The sequence below is a fragment of the Clostridium sp. UBA5119 genome (genome assembly GCF_002414285.1).
Taxonomy (GTDB): domain Bacteria; phylum Bacillota; class Clostridia; order Clostridiales; family Clostridiaceae; genus Clostridium_J; species Clostridium_J sulfidigenes.
Genome location: NZ_DHYX01000093.1, coordinates 1 through 19,972, shown reverse-complemented (window position 1 = coordinate 19,972; position 19,972 = coordinate 1). Strand labels below are relative to the sequence as shown.

Here is a 19,972-nt window from a genome sequence, read left to right as displayed (position 1 = left end):
ATAAAGTTACAACTACTAATTCAGGTCGATTAAATATTCTTTGAGGAGCTAGGCTGTTACCAAGCCCTCTACTAATTACTAAAGATGTAGAGTTTAACCTGTGGATTCCATTGGTGTATTTAGGAAAAAAACCTTGATCTGGGGCTATAATTCCACCTAAAAATGGAAGGCGAATTTGTCCACCATGGGCATGACCGGAAAAGACTAAATCTATATGTTCTTTGGAGTAAAGTGTAATTAGTTCGGGTCTATGAGAAAGTAGAATGGTAAAATTATTTTTACTTTCAGTTTTTAAATTACCTAATATTTTTTCAAAACTAAAAGTAGGGTTGGGGTACTCGTAATTATCTACGGGATTAAAACATATGTCTGCTAGTCCTAAAAGAGAAATAGTACCACCATTTAACTGTATATTTTTATGAGTATTATCCACATTTATGACCCCATACTCTTCGAAGATGATTTTTAATTCATTATATAAATCTGATCTTGATTCATGATTTCCAGATACGTAGTATACAGGAGCGATATCTACAGCTGATTTTATGTAGGATTTAGCTATATTCATATTATCTTTATTTGTTCTTCGGCTATCAATTAAATCACCAGTAACTACAATTATATCTGGATTAATTTCTTTAGTTAAGGATATTAGAGTTTTTTGATTAGCTCCAAACTCTTTATTATGCAAATCCGAAATTTGAAGAATTTTATATCCATTAAAACCACTAGGAATTTTTGAGTTTACGTAATCTATATTAGTTACAACTATATTATTATTTTGCCAATAACAGAAAATTATAATAAGTATTAGTAAAATCATTACAATTATTAATTTTTTTATATTCATATTACACATCCTTATATTAATTATTAGCATATTTTATTATATTAAATAGCAATTTTAAAATTAATTTATCTATAGTATACACAAATATATTTCTTTACTAAAGACAAATGCACAATATTTAACATATATGTAATAAGTGCAAAATCATAATAAGAACCCCTTTCATAAGTCTATTTAGCCTTTATTGATATTTCCATGGCAAAGTGATAGAATATGAAAAAATGGAGGTAGTATTATTATGTATAGCTTTAAAAATGACTATAGTGAAGGAGCACATCCAAGAATATTAGAGGCATTAATCAAGTGTAATATGGAGCAGAGTGAAGGTTATGGAGAAGATATATTTACAGTAAGAGCTATTAAGTTAATTAAGGAAAAAATAAGAAGAGAAGATGTAGATGTTCATCTTTTAGTTGGAGGAACCCAAACTAATCTTACTGCTTTATCAGCCTTCTTAAGACCTCATGAAGCGGTAATTGCAGCAAATACTGGTCACGTGCTAGTTCATGAAACTGGAGCCATTGAGTCTACAGGGCATAAGGTTATTTCCATAGATGTGGAAGATGGAAAATTAACCAGAAAAAATATAGAAGCTGTAATTGAAGAGCATACTGATGAACATATGGTAAAGCCAAAACTTGTATATATTTCTAACTCTACAGAAATAGGAACAATATATAAAAGGGAAGAGGTCGAAGAGTTAAGTAAAGTGTGTAAAAAATATGATTTATATCTCTATGTTGATGGTGCACGATTAGGCTCTGCACTATGTTCTAGTGAAAATAATATGAAAATCTATGAATTAGCTCAATTAGTAGATGCCTTTTATATAGGTGGAACCAAAGGAGGAGCTTTAATAGGAGAAGCTCTTGTAATATGTAGAGATACTTTAAAAAAGGATTTCAGATACCATATTAAACAAAAGGGAGCTCTACTTGCAAAGGGAAGAGTACTAGGAATTCAATTTGAAGAATTATTTAAGGATAATCTATATTTTGATTTAGCAATTCACGCTAATAATATGGCACAAATTCTTAAAAAGGGAATTGAAGATGCTGGTTACAGCTTTATGATAAATTCATCTAGTAATCAAGTCTTTCCTATACTCCCTAATAAATTAATTAATAGTCTTGAAAAAAAATACTTATTTATGATTTGGGAAAAAATCGATAAAGAGAAATCGGCTATTCGTCTTGTTACATCCTGGGCAACGGATAAGGAAAAAGTATTAGAGTTTATAGCCGACATGAAATTATATAATTAATGTATAAAAAGATAGAAAGCTAGATTTAACTAGTCAATTCTGTCTTTTTACTTATATAACAATACAAGTAAAAAGACAGAAAATTTGAAGTTAACTAAAAAAGTAAGAATATTATGCAAAGTTATGATACAATTATTACATACAACACTAAAGATGTTGTATAAATGTAATAAAATTCATAAAAAGGTATTGACAGTTACCTTACGTAACCTTCTATTATATTAATATAGGGTAAGGTATACGATTGCTTTGGAGGGATAAATATGAATAGTGATGAATTTTACACCACTGGGGAATTTGCAAAGAAAGCAGGAGTTACCATTAGAACTATTAGATATTATGATAGCAAAGGAATTCTTAAGCCATCATATACTAATAACCTAGGATATAGATTTTACTCTGATGAAGATTTTATAAAATTAAAAAAAATCTTAGCTTTAAAGTATTTGGGATTATCCCTGGATGAAATTATAAGCACAGAAAACTGTGATTATAAGAAAGAAGATATGATGAATTCTCTGAAACTTCAGAAAAGTATTATTAAAAATAAGATGAATAATATGAAAGTAGTATTAAATGCTATAGAAACTGCTGAATTTAGTATGAATGAGAACTCTAATATGAAATGGGAAGAGGCTATTGACGTAATAAAATCTTTAGAGAGTGAAAAGGAATTACTGCAACGTAGTAGAGATGCATCTAATTTAAATGAAGGTGTGAAGTTAATGGATAGATTCTCAACAAATAGGTATGGTTGGTATCCATGGGTATTTGATAATATGAAAATTAAAAAGAAAGATAAGGTTTTAGAAATAGGTTGTGGTAATGGAGTTCTATGGGCTAAAAATATGGACAATCTACATGAGAGTATAGAGGTTACTCTAACAGAGATATGTGAAGATATGATAAATGAAGCAAAGTCAAATTTACGAGATAATTCAAAAAGGTTTAATTTTATAATAACTGATTTAAACTCATTACCCTTTGATGATAATAGTTTTGATGTAGTAATTGCTAATCATATATTATTTTTTATGAAAGATATAGATTTAGCTCTGGCTGAAATAAAAAGAGTTATTAAACCCAATGGAGTAGTATACTGTTCTACTATTGGAAGTAATCATTTAAAGGAGTTACAAGAATTAATGTTAAGCTTTAGTAGCAATATACGTATATATGAAGATAAGTTATCTTATAAATTTGGATTGGAGAATGGAGAAAATATACTTAATAAGTATTTTAATACAGTAGAGAAAGTTTTGTATGATGATAAGCTTATAGTTAATGACACCAATAATATATTAGAATATATTTATTCTATACCTGGAAATATATTAGACATTATAGATTCTAAGAAAAAAGAATTTGAAGGTTATATAAAAAAAATAATTGATAAAAATGGAGAAATTTATATAACCAATAGTTTAGGTTTATTTAAGGCTAAAAATATATAAAGTGTAAACTTTTACTTGCGTAAAACAATATTACATAATTTAATTTATTACTTAGGTTATGGGATATTGATATTATAAATAAAAAATTGTTAATTTAAATAAAGTAATTTTAATTAACAAAATATTGTATAAGAAAGGAAAGAGTTATGGGAATAAATGTTACAAGCGAAATTAAACCATTAAAAAAAGTCTTGTTGCATAGGCCTGGTGCAGAAATTGAGAATTTAACACCGGAATATCTGGAGAGATTATTATTTGATGATATTCCTTATTTAAAAGTAGCACAGGAAGAACATGATGCCTTTGCACAGGTTTTAAAAGACAATGGAGTAGAAGTTGTATATTTACATGAATTGGCAGCAAAAGTAATGGAAGATCCAGATGTTAAAGATGAATTTATTAAAATGTTTATAAAAGAAGCTAAAGTAGAGAGTGATCAAGTTAAAGAAGAATTATATAACTATTTAATTAGTTTTAATTGCAATGAAGAGTTAATTAGAAAGACTATGGCTGGAATTAGTAAGTTAGAATTGAAGAAAGCAAAAGCAAGGCATTTAGAGGATTTTTTAAATGAGGCATATCCATTTATTACTGATCCAATGCCAAATCTTTATTTTACAAGAGATCCATTTGCATCCATTGGAAATTCAATAAGCTTAAATAGGATGTATTCTGAAACAAGAAATAGGGAAACTATATATGCATACTTTATATTTAGATATCATCCTGATTTTAAGGGAACTAATAGGCTTTATGACAGAGATTTTGATTATAATATAGAGGGGGGAGATATTCTTAATATATCTGAAAAGGTTCTTGCAATTGGAATATCTCAAAGGACAGCTCCACAGGCAATTGAAAAAATATCAGAGAGAATATTTTTTGAAACACCAGATAGCAAAATTGAAACTGTATTAGCATTTAAGATACCAAAGACTAGAGCATATATGCACCTAGATACAGTATTTACTCAAGTTGATTATGATAAATTCACTATTCACCCACAAATAGAAGGACCTCTTGAAATATTTGAATTAACTAAAGGGGAAAATGGAAAAGTGAAAATTACTAAGGAAAGTATGACATTACAAGAGGTATTGTCGAAATATTTAGAATGCGATGTAAAGCTAATTCGATGTGGTGGAGGAGATTATGTAATTTCACAAAGAGAGCAATGGAATGATGGCTCTAATACTTTATGTATAAGACCAGGCGAAGTTATTGTATATTCAAGGAATTATGTGACTAACAAGATATTGGAAGAGTATGGGATAAAAACTCATGTTATACCATCATCCGAATTATCAAGGGGACGTGGAGGTCCTAGATGTATGTCTATGCCTTTGATTCGTGAGGTTTAATGATACAAATATAACCAATATTTATTTTGTATTTTAAATTAACTAAAAATATAATATATTTGTAAAATAAAAAATCTTCTTTAAGTATTCAATAATTAAATACCGAAGAAGAATAAAATAAAATTATGTAAAAACAACATATTAGGGGGAGTATAACAATGGCAATTAATTTAAGAGGACGTTCATTTTTAAAATTATTAGATTTTACACCAGAGGAAATTAGATATTTATTAGACTTATCTAAGGACTTCAAAAATTTAAAGAGAGCTGGAGTATCTCATAAAAATTTAGAGGGAAAGAATGTTGCAATATTATTTGCTAAGGATTCAACTAGAACAAGATGTTCTTTTGAAGTAGGAGCTATGGATTTAGGTATGGGTGTTACTTATTTAGGACCTACAGGTTCTCAAATGGGTAAAAAGGAATCTATTGCAGATACAGCTAGAGTATTAGGTAGAATGTATGATGGTATAGAATATAGAGGTTTTGACCAAGAAATAGTTGAAGAGTTAGCAGCTTATGCAGGAGTTCCAGTTTGGAATGGATTAACAACTGAATTCCATCCAACTCAAATGCTTGCAGACTTATTGACTATAGAAGAGAAGTTTGGAAGATTAAAAGGAATTAACTTTGTATATATGGGTGATGCCAGAAATAATATGGGTAATTCTTTAATGGTTGCTTGTGCAAAAATGGGTTTAAATTTTACAGCTTGTGCACCAAAAGAATTATTCCCAGCTGAGGAGCTAGTTGAAACTTGCAAGGAAATTGCAAAGGAAAATGGATGTACTGTAACATTAACTGAAGATGTTATGGTTGGAACAAAGAATGCAGATGTTATCTATACAGATGTTTGGGTATCTATGGGAGAACCAGATGAAGTTTGGGAAGCAAGAATAAAAGAGCTAAGACCATATCAGGTAAATAGGGCTGCTATGGAAAATGCTAAACCAGAAGCTATATTCATGCACTGTCTACCAGCATTCCATGATTTAAAAACTGTAGTAGGAAAAGAAATGGGAGAAAAATTTGGAATGACAGAAATGGAAGTTACTGATGAGGTATTTGAGTCAAAACAATCTGTAGTATTTGATGAAGCTGAAAATAGAATGCATACAATTAAAGCAGTTATGGCTGCAACTATAGGGCTATAATAATTAAACCCCTTTCTTACAATTAAGAAAGGAAGGGGTTTACCCTATTATTTAATTAGCTAAACAATAAAATATTATATTTAAGGAATAGATAAAAATATAATAGTCTCAACATATTTTATATTTAAATTATATATGGGGTGAATTAAATGAAGGAACTGGTAATAGCTTTAGGGGGAAACGCCTTAGGAAAAACAGCTGAAGAACAATTAGATTTAGTTAAGCATACAGCAAAAACCATCGTTGATTTAGTAGAAGAAGGCTGTAATGTAATTGTTGGACACGGTAATGGTCCACAGGTTGGAATGATAAATTTAGCTATGGAATTTGCAGCAAATAATGGAGCAAATACTCCATTAATGCCTTTTGCAGAATGTGGTGCCATGAGTCAAGGATACATTGGATATCACTTACAACAATCCATTAGAACAGAGCTTATATCTAGAGGAATTAGAAAAAATGTTGCTACAGTAGTTACTCAAGTTGTAGTTGATGAAAATGATGAAGCTTTTAAAAACTTAAGTAAGCCAGTAGGAATGTTCTATAGTAAGGAAGAAGCTGAAAAGATAGCTGCAGAAAAAGGATTTACATTTGTAGAAGATGCAGGTAGAGGATATAGAAGAGTAGTTGCATCTCCACAGCCGCAAAAAATTGTAGAGCTTGAAACAGTTAAACAATTAGTTGAACAAGGTACTATAGTTATTACTGTTGGCGGTGGTGGTATTCCTGTAGTAGAGGAATCTGATGGATCTCTTAGAGGTGTTGCAGCAGTTATAGATAAAGATAAATCAAGTGCAAAACTTGCAAAAGATCTAGATGCAAAAATGCTAGTTATTTTAACAGCTGTTGATAGAGTTTGTATAAACTTTAATAAACCAAATCAAGAAGAACTATCAGAAATTAATCTAGAAGAAGCTGGTAAATATATACAAGAAGGCCATTTTGCTAAGGGTTCAATGTTACCTAAGGTAGAAGCATGTATGGACTATGTTAAATTCAGTAATAATGGTAAAGCTTTAATAACTTCACTAGAAAAAGCTAAAGAAGCTTTACATGGTATTACAGGAACTATAATAGAAAAATAATCGAATTTTATCTGGGTAAAACTAGAGTATGAGGATTTAAAGCATTTGTGAAAGCTGTTTTAAGTCCTCATTTTTATATGTAAATTTTAGTTAAGGTGATATAATTCTTTTATAGGCTGTTTAACTATTTTTATATTTCTCTATTCTGTTAGGGTTAAAATCTATGAACCTTGAAGCAGGTATGGGGAGATATTATGGTGAACATTAACTAAAAAATTTGTATTGGAGGTATATGAATATGATTACTATTGTAGCAAAAAAGACTATAAAAGAAGATAAAAAAGAAGAATTTAAAAATTTAGCGAATAAACTTATAGAAGAAAGTAGGAAAGAAACTGGATGTATAGAGTATGATCTTTATGAAGATTTAAGAAATAGTAATAAAGTTGCATTTATTGAGGTTTGGGAGAGTGAAGAAGCAATAAGGTTACATAACAATACAATACATTTTACTAATCTTGTACCAGAACTTGCTAAATTTCAAGAGGGAGAAACAGAGATAACTCTTTATAAAAAAATATAGATAGAAAGCCTATTTCAAGTACAATATTGAAATAGGCTTTATTACATTTGAGAAAGTATTCCTTAATTATAACTTGATGTATGTATAAAAATACATATTTTAATAACAGGCAATGGAATATATGATAAGTTTAATATATTGAAAATTTTACAAGATATTCTTTAAAATGAAATGAATTTTATTACATATATTATAAAACCTTAAAGTTAACCACATAATTATCCATTAGAACAGTGAATATTATAACAGTTATTATATAAAAATATATATATTCGATAAAATAAATATTAGTTTTCTATTGTAATTTTATTAGTTTTGGAATAAAGTAATAATTGCTGATAAATTTCTAGGTTATATTAGATAGATACATAATAAAAATAGGGATTTGAAAGTAAAATTTGACTAAATGCTAATATAACATAAGTGGCATTTTAACGGAGGGGATTTATATGGATATTAACTTAATTGGAGTACCTCTTTATTATGGTTGTGATAGAGCAGGGGTAGAAAATGGACCAGATGAATTAAGAGAAAGTGGAATTAAAGAATTACTAGAAAATCATAAAAATAAGGTATATGATTTAGGAAATATTTATGTTAATAATACAAAGGATAAGCAACCTTTTGCGGCCGGAGTAAATGCAAAATACATTAATGAAATTATAGAAGTAACTGAGAATTTAGCTAATTCAGTTTATAGTTCCCTATGCGGTGGAGGTTTTCCTATAACTTTAGGTGGAGATCATGCTTTAGCTATGGGAAGTGTTGCTGGCTCAAGNNTATGGGAAGTGTTGCAGGATCAAGTAAATATTTCCATGGAGATATAGCTGTAATATGGATTGATGCTCATGGAGATATAAATACCTTTGAGACAAGTCCTACAGGAAATGTTCATGGTATGCCATTAGCTGCATCCATGGGTTTTGGAGATGAATCTTTAATAAATTTATATTTTAATGGTATAAAAGTTAAAAAGGAAAATGTATTTATAATTGGAGCAAGAGATTTAGATGAAGGTGAACTTCAATTAATTAAAGATAAAAATTTAACTGTTTGGACTATGGATAAAGTAAGAGAAATAGGTGTAGATAAAGTGTGTAAGGATCTTTTGGAAGGTTTAAAAGCACGAGAAATAAAAAATATTCATATTAGCTTTGATATAGATTCTGTAGATCCAGAATTAATAAAGGGTACAGGAACTCCGGTTCCAAATGGATTTAATATAAATGATGCAGAGAAGTTATTAACTAGTATATTTAATACTAGATTAGTTAAATCTATGGATTTTGTAGAATTTAATCCATATTTAGATGATACTGACACTACGTTAAAAAATTGTATGACATTAATAAAAAAAATAGGTGAATTAATATAAATATAAAAATTAAATAATTAAATCTGTAGAAATGTAGTATACTATGTTTAATGATATATATTTATATCTAAGTTAATCAAAATTAAAATGGAGGTAATAGTTATGCAAGTAACAAAGGAAATGACTATTGGGGAAGTAATAAGACAAAACGAGAAAGCAGCAGAGGTTTTAATGGGTTTTGGGATGGGTTGTGTTGGATGTCCTTCAGCACAAGCGGAAACTCTTGAAGAAGCATGTATGGTTCACGGATTAAAAATAGATGACTTATTAAGTAAACTCCAAGCTATTTAGGAATAAAATATAAGATTTAAAGACGCTACATGGGTAGTGTCTTTTTTATAGATTAATTTATAAAAATAAAATGTGGATAGTTTAGAATTAGTATTTATATGCATAAAAATTGCTCTTTTAAAAGATAATATATTAGAAAACTAATAATTGGAGGTAAATTAAAATGAAATCAGTACATTATAATGTTTCCGGACTAGTAAATTCAGAAAGTAGAACTAAGTTAAATAATTCTTTAGATAAAATTAATGGTGTACAACAGGTTTGTGTTGATATAGCAAGGGGTACAGTGGAAGTAAATTATAACAGTCCAGCAACTCCAGAAGAAATTAAGGATTGTATTTGTCATACAGGGTATATAGTAAAGTAATAACAGATAGAGTAAGGGTAATGGAGTTAAAACATTAATTTCTATATATAGATAAGGAGTGTTAAAATGGACTACAATTTTCCAATTGGGTTTAAGCCTCAACATCAAAATATACAGCCAGGCATTGAAAGTGAAATGGAACCAAAACCTATCTATGAAATAGATGATTATCATAAAACTTCAGACAGATTAAAGGGCAAAATAGCTTTAATTACAGGGGGAGATAGTGGTATAGGGAGAGCTGTTTCTATACTATATGCAAAAGAAGGAGCAAAGGTATGTATAATCTATTTAAACGAACATGAAGATGCTAAGGAAACAAAAAGTCTTATTGAAGAAAGAGGAGGAGAGTGTTTACTCATCTCTGGAGATATTGGTAATGAAGACTTCTGCAAGGAAGCTATAAAAAAAGTAGTGCAAAAGTATGGAATTATAAATATTTTTGTATCAAATTCAGCAGAACAACATGAGTGTCAACAAATTAATGAGATAACTAGTAAGCAATTACATAAAACCTTTGATACAAACTTCTTTGGAGCTTTCTATTTAACAAAAGAAGTACTCTTTCATATGAAGAAGGGGGATTCAATAATATATACAACTTCTGTAACAGCCTATGAAGGAAATGAAACTTTAATAGATTATTCTTGTACCAAAGGAGCTTTAACAGCCCTAACTAGAAGTTTATCAAAGTCATTGGCTACAAGAGGAATAAGAGTAAATGCAGTGGCACCAGGCCCAGTATGGACGCCGCTTATACCATCATCATTTTATAGTGATAAGGTATCTACTTTCGGCAGTAATACCTTGTTTAAAAGAGCAGGTCAGCCTGTTGAAATTGCAGAGAGCTATGTATTCTTAGCTGGAGATGGGGCTTCATTTATAACTGGAGAAACTATTCATATAAATGGTGGTCAATTTATAACTAGTTAATAATTTATATAATTAAATTAAGTTACTTAGTTAGACTATGAGTAGATAATGTAACTATTGTCTACTCATTTTATTATCATGAAATAAATCATAAAAAGCATAAAATTAAGCCTGTTTAATTTTACATATATGGTATAATAATGAGTTGAGGCAAACTATTGGACTATATCAAATCAAAACATAGTAATATGCATAATTTAGGGGGTAAAATATGAAAAGTATAGCATTTATAGGAGGACTATTAATAAATGGATTGGGAACTGAACCTATCAAAAATTCCTTAGTTCTTGTTGAAAATAAGAAAATCACTTATGCTGGAGTGATGAAAGAGATAGAAGAGAATTATGAAATAATAGATATATCAGGAAAAACTATTATGCCAGGACTTATAGATTCTCATCTACATTTTAGCGGAAATAGAACAGATAGTGATACAGAATGGATATTAGAGCCTGTGATACAAAAGACAATTGTAGCTGTTGCTCAAGCTAGAGAAGCTTTGGAACATGGACTAACATCCGTAGGTGAAATTTCTCGTTCTGGAATTCATCTTAGAAATATGATTGAGGAAGGAATAATACCAGGACCACGTATAGTTGCAACAGGGTTAGGATTTTGCAGAACTTCAGGACATGGAGATTCGCATAATTTACCATTGGTCTATAATGAAGATTCACATCCATGGGCAGAAAGCGTTGATGGACCATGGGAACTGCGTAAGTCTATCAGAAAACGAATACGTGAAAATCCTGATGCTATAAAAATATGGTCTACTGGAGGAGGTATATGGAGACATGATGCTAAAGCAGCATCTCACTATTGTATGGAGGAAATACAAGCTGTGGTAGATGAATGCAATATGGTTGGATTACCAGTTTGGTCTCATGCTGAAGGTTATGAAGGAGCTTTAAATTCATGTAAAGCTGGAGTTTCTGCTATAATCCATGGTCAGGAATTAAATGAAGAATGTTTAGAAATAATGAAGGAAAAGAATATAAGCTTTTGTCCAACCATTCAATTCTTCTATCAGTGGTTTACAGTGTACGAGCCTCCCTATAGAAAAATTTTAGATGATTATGAGGGAGAGACAGTAGCTGAAAAGGAGCTAAATCGTATAATAAGTAATCTAAGAAATGCAAATAAAAAGGGAATAAGAATAGCAGTAGGTTCAGATTCCTTCTGTAGTAGTTTAACTCCTTATGGAGAATATGCAATAACTGAAATGTATACTCTTTGTAAAGCTGGACTTACCAATATGGAGGTAATTTTAGCAGCTACAAAAAATGGAACAGAAATGTTAAAAATTGATGATATAACAGGTACTTTGGAGTCAGGTAAGTTTGCTGATATTATTGTATTGAATGGAAATCCATTAAAGGATATTCATGATATAAGAAGTGGTAACATGCAGATAATTATGAAGGAAGGTATCTTTGTAAAGAAAAATATAAATTAATAGTTTAAAGAGTTGTCTTAAAATACACTAGGTCTTAAATTGATGTTTATGTATCACTTCCTTAATGAAATGTGAATAAATATCTTAAAGAGTGCAAAATTTTAAGGCACTTTTCTTTTTTGAAAAATATAATTACTTAGTTTTATTGATCAACAAAGCACATTAATCCATTAAGAAATAGTCAAATATAGATATATATGAAGATTGTTATTAATTTATCATTAGAAAGTAATGGATTAAACAAAAATTAATGGAATATTGAGAGAATAAATCAATATATATATATCATATAAAAAATGGGGGGTGAGAATTTGATTAAATACATTCTAAAAAGACTAGGTATAAGTGTAGTAACTATATTTATAGTTATCACTGCGACATTTTTTTTAATGAGATTAATGCCTGGTGGACCTTTTGATGGTGAAAAGCCACTACCGCCAGAAATAAAGGCTAGTTTAGAAGCAAAATATGGATTAGATAAATCTTTAGGTGATCAATATTCTATGTATTTAAAGGACTTACTTAAGGGGGATCTAGGTCCAAGTATGAGATACAAAGGAAGAGAAGTACAAGAAATAATAGGTTATTCTTTCCCGGCATCTGCTAAACTTGGTGGAGTAGCTGTAGCAATTTCCTTAATTTTCGGAATACTTTTAGGGATAATTGCTGCTCTTAAATATAATAAGTGGCCAGATTCAGTATGTATGGTACTTGCTACTCTGGGAGTTACATTGCCAAGTTTTGTTATAGCTACACTATTGATGTATGTATTTGGAGTTAAACTAAGCTTAGTTCCTATAACGGGTCTAGATAGCTTGAAGAGCTATATTTTACCATCGATAGCTCTAGCGGGATATTCTATAGCATTTATATCTAGACTTACAAGATCTAAACTTTTAGAAGTTTTAAAATCAGATTATATTAGAACTGCAAAGGCAAAAGGAGTTAATGGTAGAAGAATCATGTTTAAACATGCTCTTCGAAATACATTAATCCCTATTGTAACCTACGTAGGGCCATTGATTGCAGGGATATTAACTGGTAGCTTTGTAGTGGAAAAGATATTTGCTATACCTGGACTTGGAAGAGAGTTTGTAACTACAATAACAAATAGAGATTATACAACTATACTTGGAGTAACTATATTCTATAGCACACTTCTTATACTATGTAATTTAATTGTGGATATTATGTATGTAATTATAGATCCAAGAATTAAATTAGAAAATGTTGAAGCGTAGGAGGTGATGTTATGGAATTTAATGAAGAAATTAATGAAATTTTAGAAAAGGATTTTGTCTTTGTAGATGAAGGTAGTAAACAGAAGGATACAATAAATAGGCCAAGTGTATCTTATTGGAAAGATTCGTGGAGAAAACTTAAAAAAAATAAGTTAGCAATAGTAGGGCTTATCTTTGTTATTCTTATAACTCTAGGAGCTATATTTATTCCTTGGTTTTCTAAACATGATTATACGACAAATAACTTAATGCTTACTAACCAGGGACCGTCTGCAGAGCATTGGTTTGGAACAGATTCACTAGGACGAGATTTGTTTGTAAGGGTTATGTATGGTGCTAGATATTCTTTGATAATTGGTTTTGTGGCATCTATACTTAATTTGGTTATAGGCATAGTATATGGTGGAATTGCTGGACTTATAGGTGGATGGGTAGATAATATTATGATGAGAATTGTAGATATAATATCTTCTATACCTATGACAATATATGTAATACTATTAATGGTCATTCTTGAAAAAGGTGGTTTATTCAATATTATTGTAGCATTGGCTATTTCTTATTGGATAGGTATGGCTAGAATTGTTAGGGCAGAAATACTTCAGCTTAAACAACAAGAATTTATTTTAGCTGCTAAAACTTTAGGAGCTCAAGGTAAGAGAATACTATTTAAACATCTAATTCCAAATTGTTTAGGTCCAATTATAGTAACTCTTACACTGCAAATACCTACTGCAATATTTTCAGAAGCTTTTTTAAGTTTTATTGGATTAGGATTAGTACCACCACTTGCATCATGGGGAACTTTAGCTAGTGATGCTTTATCTACTTTAAGATTATATCCATATCAACTTTTATTTCCGACGTTGGCTATATGTATAACAATTTTTTCATTTAATATGCTTGGTGATGGGCTTAGAGATGCTCTAGATCCAAAGATTAAAAAGTAGGGGGTGGAAGGATGAGTAATTTGTTAGAAGTAAATAATTTAAAAACATCTTTCTATACTCAATTTGGAGAAGTGCAAGCTGTAGGGGGAGTTTCATTTAATCTAGAACATGGTGAAGTTATGGGTATAGTTGGAGAATCTGGTAGTGGAAAAAGTGTCACAATGATGTCTATTATGAGGCTTTTAGATGACAATGGTAAAGTAAAAGAGGGGAAAGTAAGATTTGAAGATAAGGATATAGTATCTATCAGTGAGGAAGATATGTCTACCATAAGAGGAAATGATATATCCATGATTTTTCAAGATCCTATGACTTCTTTGAATCCGCTTATGACTATAGGAAATCAAATTATGGAACCGCTTAGAATCCATAAGAAGATGACTAAAGAAGAAGCACATAAAAAAGCTGTAGAATTATTACACTTAGTTGGTATACCTAGTCCTGAAAGCAGAATGAAGCAATATCCACATGAGTTTTCTGGGGGTATGAGACAAAGAGTTATGATAGCTATGGCATTAACTTGTAATCCAAAGCTATTGATAGCTGATGAACCAACTACTGCACTAGATGTTACGATACAAGCACAAATCTTAGAGATAATGAAGGATATAAAGGAAAAACTAAATACATCTATAATTCTTATTACACATGATTTGGGAGTTGTTGCAGATATTTGTGATAATGTGAATGTAATGTATGGAGGTCTTATTATAGAGCAAGGAACTGTAAAGGATATATTCTATAATTCTAAACATCCATATACTTGGGGTCTTATGGAAAGTGTTCCTAATCCTAATACCTTGGTAAGAGAAAGATTAAGACCTATAGATGGTCAACCACCAGATTTATTTAAACCTCCAAAGGGATGTCCATTTTATGTTAGATGTAAATATTCTATGGAAGTATGTAAAGAGCATAGACCTGAATATTATGAAATAACTCCAGGACATAAATCTGCTTGTTGGTTAAATGATAATAGGGCACCAAAGGTTGAAACTCCATTGAAGAGGAGGAAGGACGATGAGTAGCATGGAGAAACTAATAGAAATAAAAAATCTATGTAAATATTTCAATACTAAGAAATCAATTTTTAGTAAGAATAAAGGAATATTAAAGGCTGTTGATGGGGTATCTCTTCAAATAAAAAAAGGAGAGACGTTAGGCCTAGTAGGAGAATCAGGATGTGGTAAAACAACTTTAGGTAGAACTCTATTAAAATTATATAATCCTACTGCAGGAGAGATATTTTATGACAATGAAGAGATTGGTAAGCTTACTAATAAGCAGATGCTATCTTATAGAAAAAAGATGCAGATGATATTTCAAGACCCTTATGCATCACTTAATCCACGGTTAACCGTTGGAGATATTATCGGTGAACCATTAGATATTTATAAAATATGTAAAGGAAAAGAAAGAGAAGAAAAAGTAAAGTATTTTTTAGATAAGGTAGGTCTTGATCAAAATCATTTAAATCGTTATCCACATGAGTTTTCAGGAGGTCAAAGACAAAGAATCGGGATAGCAAGAGCTCTTGCAGTTAATCCAGAGTTTATTGTTTGTGATGAACCTATTTCTGCTCTCGATGTATCGATACAAGCTCAGATAATTAATATGATTGAGGATTTGCAAAATGACTTTGGTCTAACTTACTTGTTTATAGCTCATGATTTATCCATGGTTAAGCATATATCCAATAGAGTTGGAATAATGTACTTAGGAAAACTAGTTGAAATAGCAGAGAGTAATGAGGTATATAGTAAACCAATCCATCCCTATACCAATGCATTACTATCTGCAATTCCAATTCCTGATCCGGATGAAGCTAAAAGAAGACAAAGAATAATTTTAGAGGGAGATATTCCATCTCCAATTGATCCTCCACCAGGATGTAGATTTAAATCTAGATGTAAATATGCAAAACAAATCTGTGGTGAAGAGGAGCCGATTTTAAAGGAAGTATCTCCTAGCCATTGCGTAGCTTGTCATTTATTTTAAAATAAATTAATTAATTTAATAAGGAGGTCAATGAATGAAGAAAACTAGAATAATGGCACTGATAATGACTGCAATAATGACAGGTACATTACTTTTAGGATGTACTAAGACTAAAGAAAATGAAGGAGAAAAACCTGGTGATGGCAATACACCTGTGGTAGAAGAAACAGTAGAACAAAAAATAGTATATAATTTAGGTGCAGATCCTAAAACTATCGATCCACAACTAAATTCAGCAGTAGATGGTTCAACAATAATTCACAATGCTTTCGAAGGGTTAATGAGAGAGGATGAAAATTCTCAAATAGTATCAGGAACTGCTGAAAAGTATGAAGTATCTGATGATGGAACTGTATATACTTTCCATATAAGAAAGGATGCTAAATGGTCAGATGGAAAACCGGTAGTAGCTGGGGACTTTGAATATGCATGGAAGAGAGCATTAAATCCTGAAGTGGCAGCAGAATATGCATATCAACTTTTCTATATAAAAAATGGGGCTGCATACTATAATCAGGAAAAAGTAGAAGATAAGGTTGCTACAGCAGAGGATGTAGGCGTAAAAGCTATAGATGATAACACCTTAGAAGTAACTCTTGAAGCTCCAGTTCCATATTTCCTATCCTTGGCAGCTTTCCCAACTTATTTCCCAGTTAGAAAAGATATTATAGAAGGAAATGAAGAAAAGTGGACATTAAAGCCAGACACATATATATCTAATGGACCATTTAAGATGTCTGAATGGAAAGAAAAGGAAAGTATTACATTTGTAAAAAATGAAAATTATTGGGATGCTAAAAATGTGAAACTTGAGACATTAGAAGTAAAATTAATAGATGATCAAATAACTTATTTAAATGCCTTTAAGAGTGGAGAAATAGATGTAATAGAATCACCACCTCAGGCTGAAATTCCTACATTATTAGATGAAGGAACAGCAAAAATATATCCTTATTTAGGAACTTACTTCTATGTAATAAATGTATCAGACAAAGCTAAGGATGTAGACCCTAAAGCAGCTGAAGCATTAAGTAATCCTAAGTTTAGAAAAGCTTTATCACTAGCTATAGATAGGCAACTAATAGTTGATAAGGTAGCTCAAGGTGGTCAAGCACCAGCAACTAGCTATGTTCCAGCAGGTATTCTTGATTCAATAGGAAAAGAGTTTCAAAAGGATTATTCATCAAAGGGTGCAAATATTGAAGAAGCTAAGAAATTGTTAGCAGAAGCTGGATATCCAAATGGAGAAGGAGCACCTACAATAACATTTACTTTTAATACAGATCAAGGTCATCAAAATATAGCTCAAGCAGTACAAGATATGTGGAAAACAAATCTTGGAATTAATGTAGAGTTAAAGAATGAAGAGTGGGCAGTATTCCAAGATACAAGAAATAATTTCCAATATTCTATGGCTAGACATGGATGGATAGCAGATTATAATGATCCAATGACATTCTTAGATATGTGGACAACTGGTAATGGACAAAATAATGCAGGATATTCAAATAAAGAATATGATAAGTTAATAGCTCAAGCTAAAGTAGAATTAGATGACGCTAAGAGAACAGAATTATTACACAAAGCAGAAGATATTTTAATGGATGAATCACCAATTCTACCACTATACTATTATACAAATGTATTATGTATAGACAAAAATGTTAAAGGAACTTATAAGTCACCATTAGGACAAATGGAATTTAGAGATGCTTATGTAGAGTAATTAAATAAATAAAAAGAACTTAAAAATTAAAATGCTATCTCAAAAGAAATTTTGAGATAGCATTTTAAAAGTACTTTACAAAACAAATTAATTGTGATATTATTTAAAAAATGAAATGTAGAAAGCGTTGAAGAGAAGAAGTAAAATTAATGTATCTTTACAGAGAATTCCCCATAAGCTGAGAGGTGGAAGAGTAAGTTAATTTGAATAACATCTCTGAGCAGTGCTCCGAAAGATAACAACCAGTAGGCAGTACCGGATCTGCACCCGATATAGTGCTAGAGTATAATCAATTTGCATTAATTGACGTACTTGAAGAGATTGTTATTGTAAAGTAGCAATGAATTAAGGTGGTAACACGTGAGTAGTACTCTCGTCCTTTTATATTTTTATATAGGGATGAGAGTTTTTTTATTATATATAAATAAAAAAGATAAAGTATGGGCCCATAAACTTTATCAACTCTTTAACTTTAAACTTAAAATCTAAGGAGGAATTATTATGAAGATAGAGGGAATTGTTATTCCGAAAGGATATAAATCCAATGCCACATTAATAGAAACAGAAGTACACATAAAGAAGATAAAAGATTTTTTTGAAAGGACTTTATCAGAAAGTCTTAGCTTGACTAGAGTTTCAGCTCCATTGTTTGTGGACTCTCAAAGTGGATTAAATGATAATTTAAACGGAGTTGAAAGGCCAGTAGTATTTGACTTGCTGGCAACAGGAGAAAATGTTGAAATAGTACACTCCTTAGCAAAATGGAAAAGAATGAGTCTACATAGATACAACTTCCAAGTTGGAGATGGCTTATATACAGATATGAATGCTATAAGAAGAGATGAAGAGCTAGACAATTTACATTCAGTTTATGTAGACCAATGGGATTGGGAAAAGGTAATAAAAAAAGAAGATAGAAATGAAGAATATTTAAAAGGTATTGTAAGAAAAATCTATAAGGTATTTAAGAAAACTCAAGAATTTGTTGATAAAAATTTAATGAAGGTAGAAAATCCCTTACCAAAAGAAATACATTTTATAACTACCCAGGAGCTAGAAGACATTTATCCAAATTTTACTTCTAAGGAAAGAGAGGATGAAATATGTAGGGAGTTTGGCGCTGTATTTATAATGAAAATAGGGGGAGTGTTAAAATCGGGAGAAAAGCACGATGGTAGGAGTCCGGATTATGACGATTGGAATTTAAATGGAGATATATTATTTTGGTATCCTTTATTAGATAGGGCTGTAGAACTTTCATCAATGGGAATAAGAGTAGATGAAAAAGCCCTTGATTATCAATTAACAGTGTCAGGTAATGATAACAGAAGACGTCTAGATTTTCATAAGAGACTATTAGCAGGAGAACTTCCATATACAATTGGAGGAGGAATAGGTCNNATAGGTCAATCAAGAATATGCATGTTTTTTTTAAACAAAGCTCATATTGGGGAAGTTCAAGCTACTACATGGGATGAAAAAAATATGAAAATTTGTAAGGAGAATAATATAAATTTACTTTAATTCATAAGTTGATTTGTATATTTAATTTTTATATGATGAAGAAATGAATCGTAATAAATTTAATTATTAAAGTGCGGATTATTAAAAAAATAGTTAAAAGTGAGGCTATCTTAGAATATTTTTATTATTCTAAGATAGCCTCACATATTAATATGTAAATTAGTTAGATTTATGCTAACAATAATCTATATTTTAAATTATTAAGTTAAATATATAAAGTGACAAAAAACACTAGCCATATACATGGAAGTGTGGTAATATAAATTCTATGTAAAAAGTACAGACTACCCCATATTATTTATAGGGTAATTATTATTATACAAATGTGTAGATTAAAAGTCAATAGTAAACTAATAAAATATAAAAATAAATTGTATGGGAGAAGATAACATGAATAGTAAGTATATTTTTGTAACAGGT

The 19,972-nt window shown here is 30.3% G+C and carries 19 protein-coding genes and 1 other annotated feature; of the genes, 18 read left to right on the top strand and 1 reads right to left on the bottom strand.

What is annotated here, in order from left to right; translation table 11 throughout:
- Positions 1-850: metallophosphoesterase (locus B2671_RS14235; protein WP_346870993.1), on the bottom strand; the 850-nt coding region annotated here is incomplete at its 3' end.
- A gap of 238 nt (positions 851-1,088) precedes the next feature.
- On the opposite strand from B2671_RS14235, the gene B2671_RS14230 reads away from it, so the two are divergent.
- The 18 genes from B2671_RS14230 to asnA all read left to right on the top strand — a co-directional run bounded on the left by B2671_RS14230 (position 1,089) and on the right by asnA (position 19,552).
- A complete protein-coding gene (locus B2671_RS14230) occupies positions 1,089-2,114 on the top strand; it encodes a low specificity L-threonine aldolase (RefSeq protein ID WP_346870992.1) in 1,026 nt (341 codons plus the stop codon).
- Between the two features lie 263 nt (positions 2,115-2,377).
- A complete protein-coding gene (locus B2671_RS14225) occupies positions 2,378-3,568 on the top strand; it encodes a MerR family transcriptional regulator (RefSeq protein WP_346870991.1) in 1,191 nt (396 codons plus the stop codon).
- Positions 3,569-3,696: 128 nt separating this feature from the next.
- On the top strand, positions 3,697-4,929 hold the full coding sequence (gene arcA / locus B2671_RS14220) for an arginine deiminase (protein ID WP_346870995.1): 1,233 nt from the start codon (positions 3,697-3,699) through the stop codon (positions 4,927-4,929).
- A gap of 158 nt (positions 4,930-5,087) precedes the next feature.
- Positions 5,088-6,083 (top strand): ornithine carbamoyltransferase, encoded by a 996-nt coding sequence (argF, locus tag B2671_RS14215; protein ID WP_150843778.1) that lies wholly within the window; start codon positions 5,088-5,090, stop codon positions 6,081-6,083.
- A 149-nt stretch (positions 6,084-6,232) separates the two neighbouring features.
- Positions 6,233-7,168, top strand: a complete 936-nt coding sequence (arcC, locus tag B2671_RS14210; protein WP_346870990.1) for a carbamate kinase — start codon at positions 6,233-6,235, stop codon at positions 7,166-7,168.
- Between the two features lie 238 nt (positions 7,169-7,406).
- A complete protein-coding gene (locus B2671_RS14205; protein WP_346870989.1) occupies positions 7,407-7,691 on the top strand; it encodes a putative quinol monooxygenase in 285 nt (94 codons plus the stop codon).
- A gap of 449 nt (positions 7,692-8,140) precedes the next feature.
- Positions 8,141-8,518, top strand: coding sequence for an arginase family protein (locus B2671_RS14200; protein ID WP_346870988.1), 378 nt, complete (start codon positions 8,141-8,143; stop codon positions 8,516-8,518).
- A complete protein-coding gene (locus tag B2671_RS14195; RefSeq protein WP_346870987.1) occupies positions 8,473-9,066 on the top strand; it encodes an arginase in 594 nt (197 codons plus the stop codon). The genes B2671_RS14200 and B2671_RS14195 overlap by 46 nt, the downstream gene beginning before the upstream one ends.
- A gap of 102 nt (positions 9,067-9,168) precedes the next feature.
- Entirely contained in the window at positions 9,169-9,357 is a 189-nt protein-coding gene (locus B2671_RS14190) for a DUF1858 domain-containing protein (protein WP_346870986.1), read from the top strand.
- Between the two features lie 163 nt (positions 9,358-9,520).
- Complete coding sequence (locus B2671_RS14185) at positions 9,521-9,724, top strand: cation transporter (RefSeq protein WP_150843782.1); 204 nt, start codon at positions 9,521-9,523, stop codon at positions 9,722-9,724.
- 66 nt (positions 9,725-9,790) lie between these two features.
- Entirely contained in the window at positions 9,791-10,657 is an 867-nt protein-coding gene (locus B2671_RS14180; RefSeq protein ID WP_346870985.1) for an SDR family oxidoreductase, read from the top strand.
- Between the two features lie 211 nt (positions 10,658-10,868).
- A complete protein-coding gene (locus B2671_RS14175) occupies positions 10,869-12,113 on the top strand; it encodes a metal-dependent hydrolase family protein (RefSeq protein WP_346870984.1) in 1,245 nt (414 codons plus the stop codon).
- 311 nt (positions 12,114-12,424) lie between these two features.
- Positions 12,425-13,354, top strand: coding sequence for an ABC transporter permease (locus B2671_RS14170; protein WP_346870983.1), 930 nt, complete (start codon positions 12,425-12,427; stop codon positions 13,352-13,354).
- An 11-nt stretch (positions 13,355-13,365) separates the two neighbouring features.
- Complete coding sequence (locus B2671_RS14165; RefSeq protein ID WP_346848044.1) at positions 13,366-14,304, top strand: ABC transporter permease; 939 nt, start codon at positions 13,366-13,368, stop codon at positions 14,302-14,304.
- 11 nt (positions 14,305-14,315) lie between these two features.
- Positions 14,316-15,332 (top strand): ABC transporter ATP-binding protein, encoded by a 1,017-nt coding sequence (locus B2671_RS14160; protein ID WP_346870982.1) that lies wholly within the window; start codon positions 14,316-14,318, stop codon positions 15,330-15,332.
- A complete protein-coding gene (locus B2671_RS14155) occupies positions 15,325-16,302 on the top strand; it encodes a dipeptide ABC transporter ATP-binding protein (protein ID WP_346870981.1) in 978 nt (325 codons plus the stop codon). Before B2671_RS14160 ends, B2671_RS14155 begins: the two co-directional genes overlap by 8 nt.
- A gap of 34 nt (positions 16,303-16,336) precedes the next feature.
- A complete protein-coding gene (locus B2671_RS14150) occupies positions 16,337-18,028 on the top strand; it encodes a peptide ABC transporter substrate-binding protein (RefSeq protein WP_346870980.1) in 1,692 nt (563 codons plus the stop codon).
- Positions 18,029-18,146: 118 nt separating this feature from the next.
- Positions 18,147-18,412: a binding site (T-box leader), on the top strand.
- Between the two features lie 123 nt (positions 18,413-18,535).
- Entirely contained in the window at positions 18,536-19,552 is a 1,017-nt protein-coding gene (gene asnA / locus B2671_RS14145; RefSeq protein WP_346870994.1) for an aspartate--ammonia ligase, read from the top strand.
- The last annotated feature ends 420 nt before the right edge of the window (positions 19,553-19,972 follow it).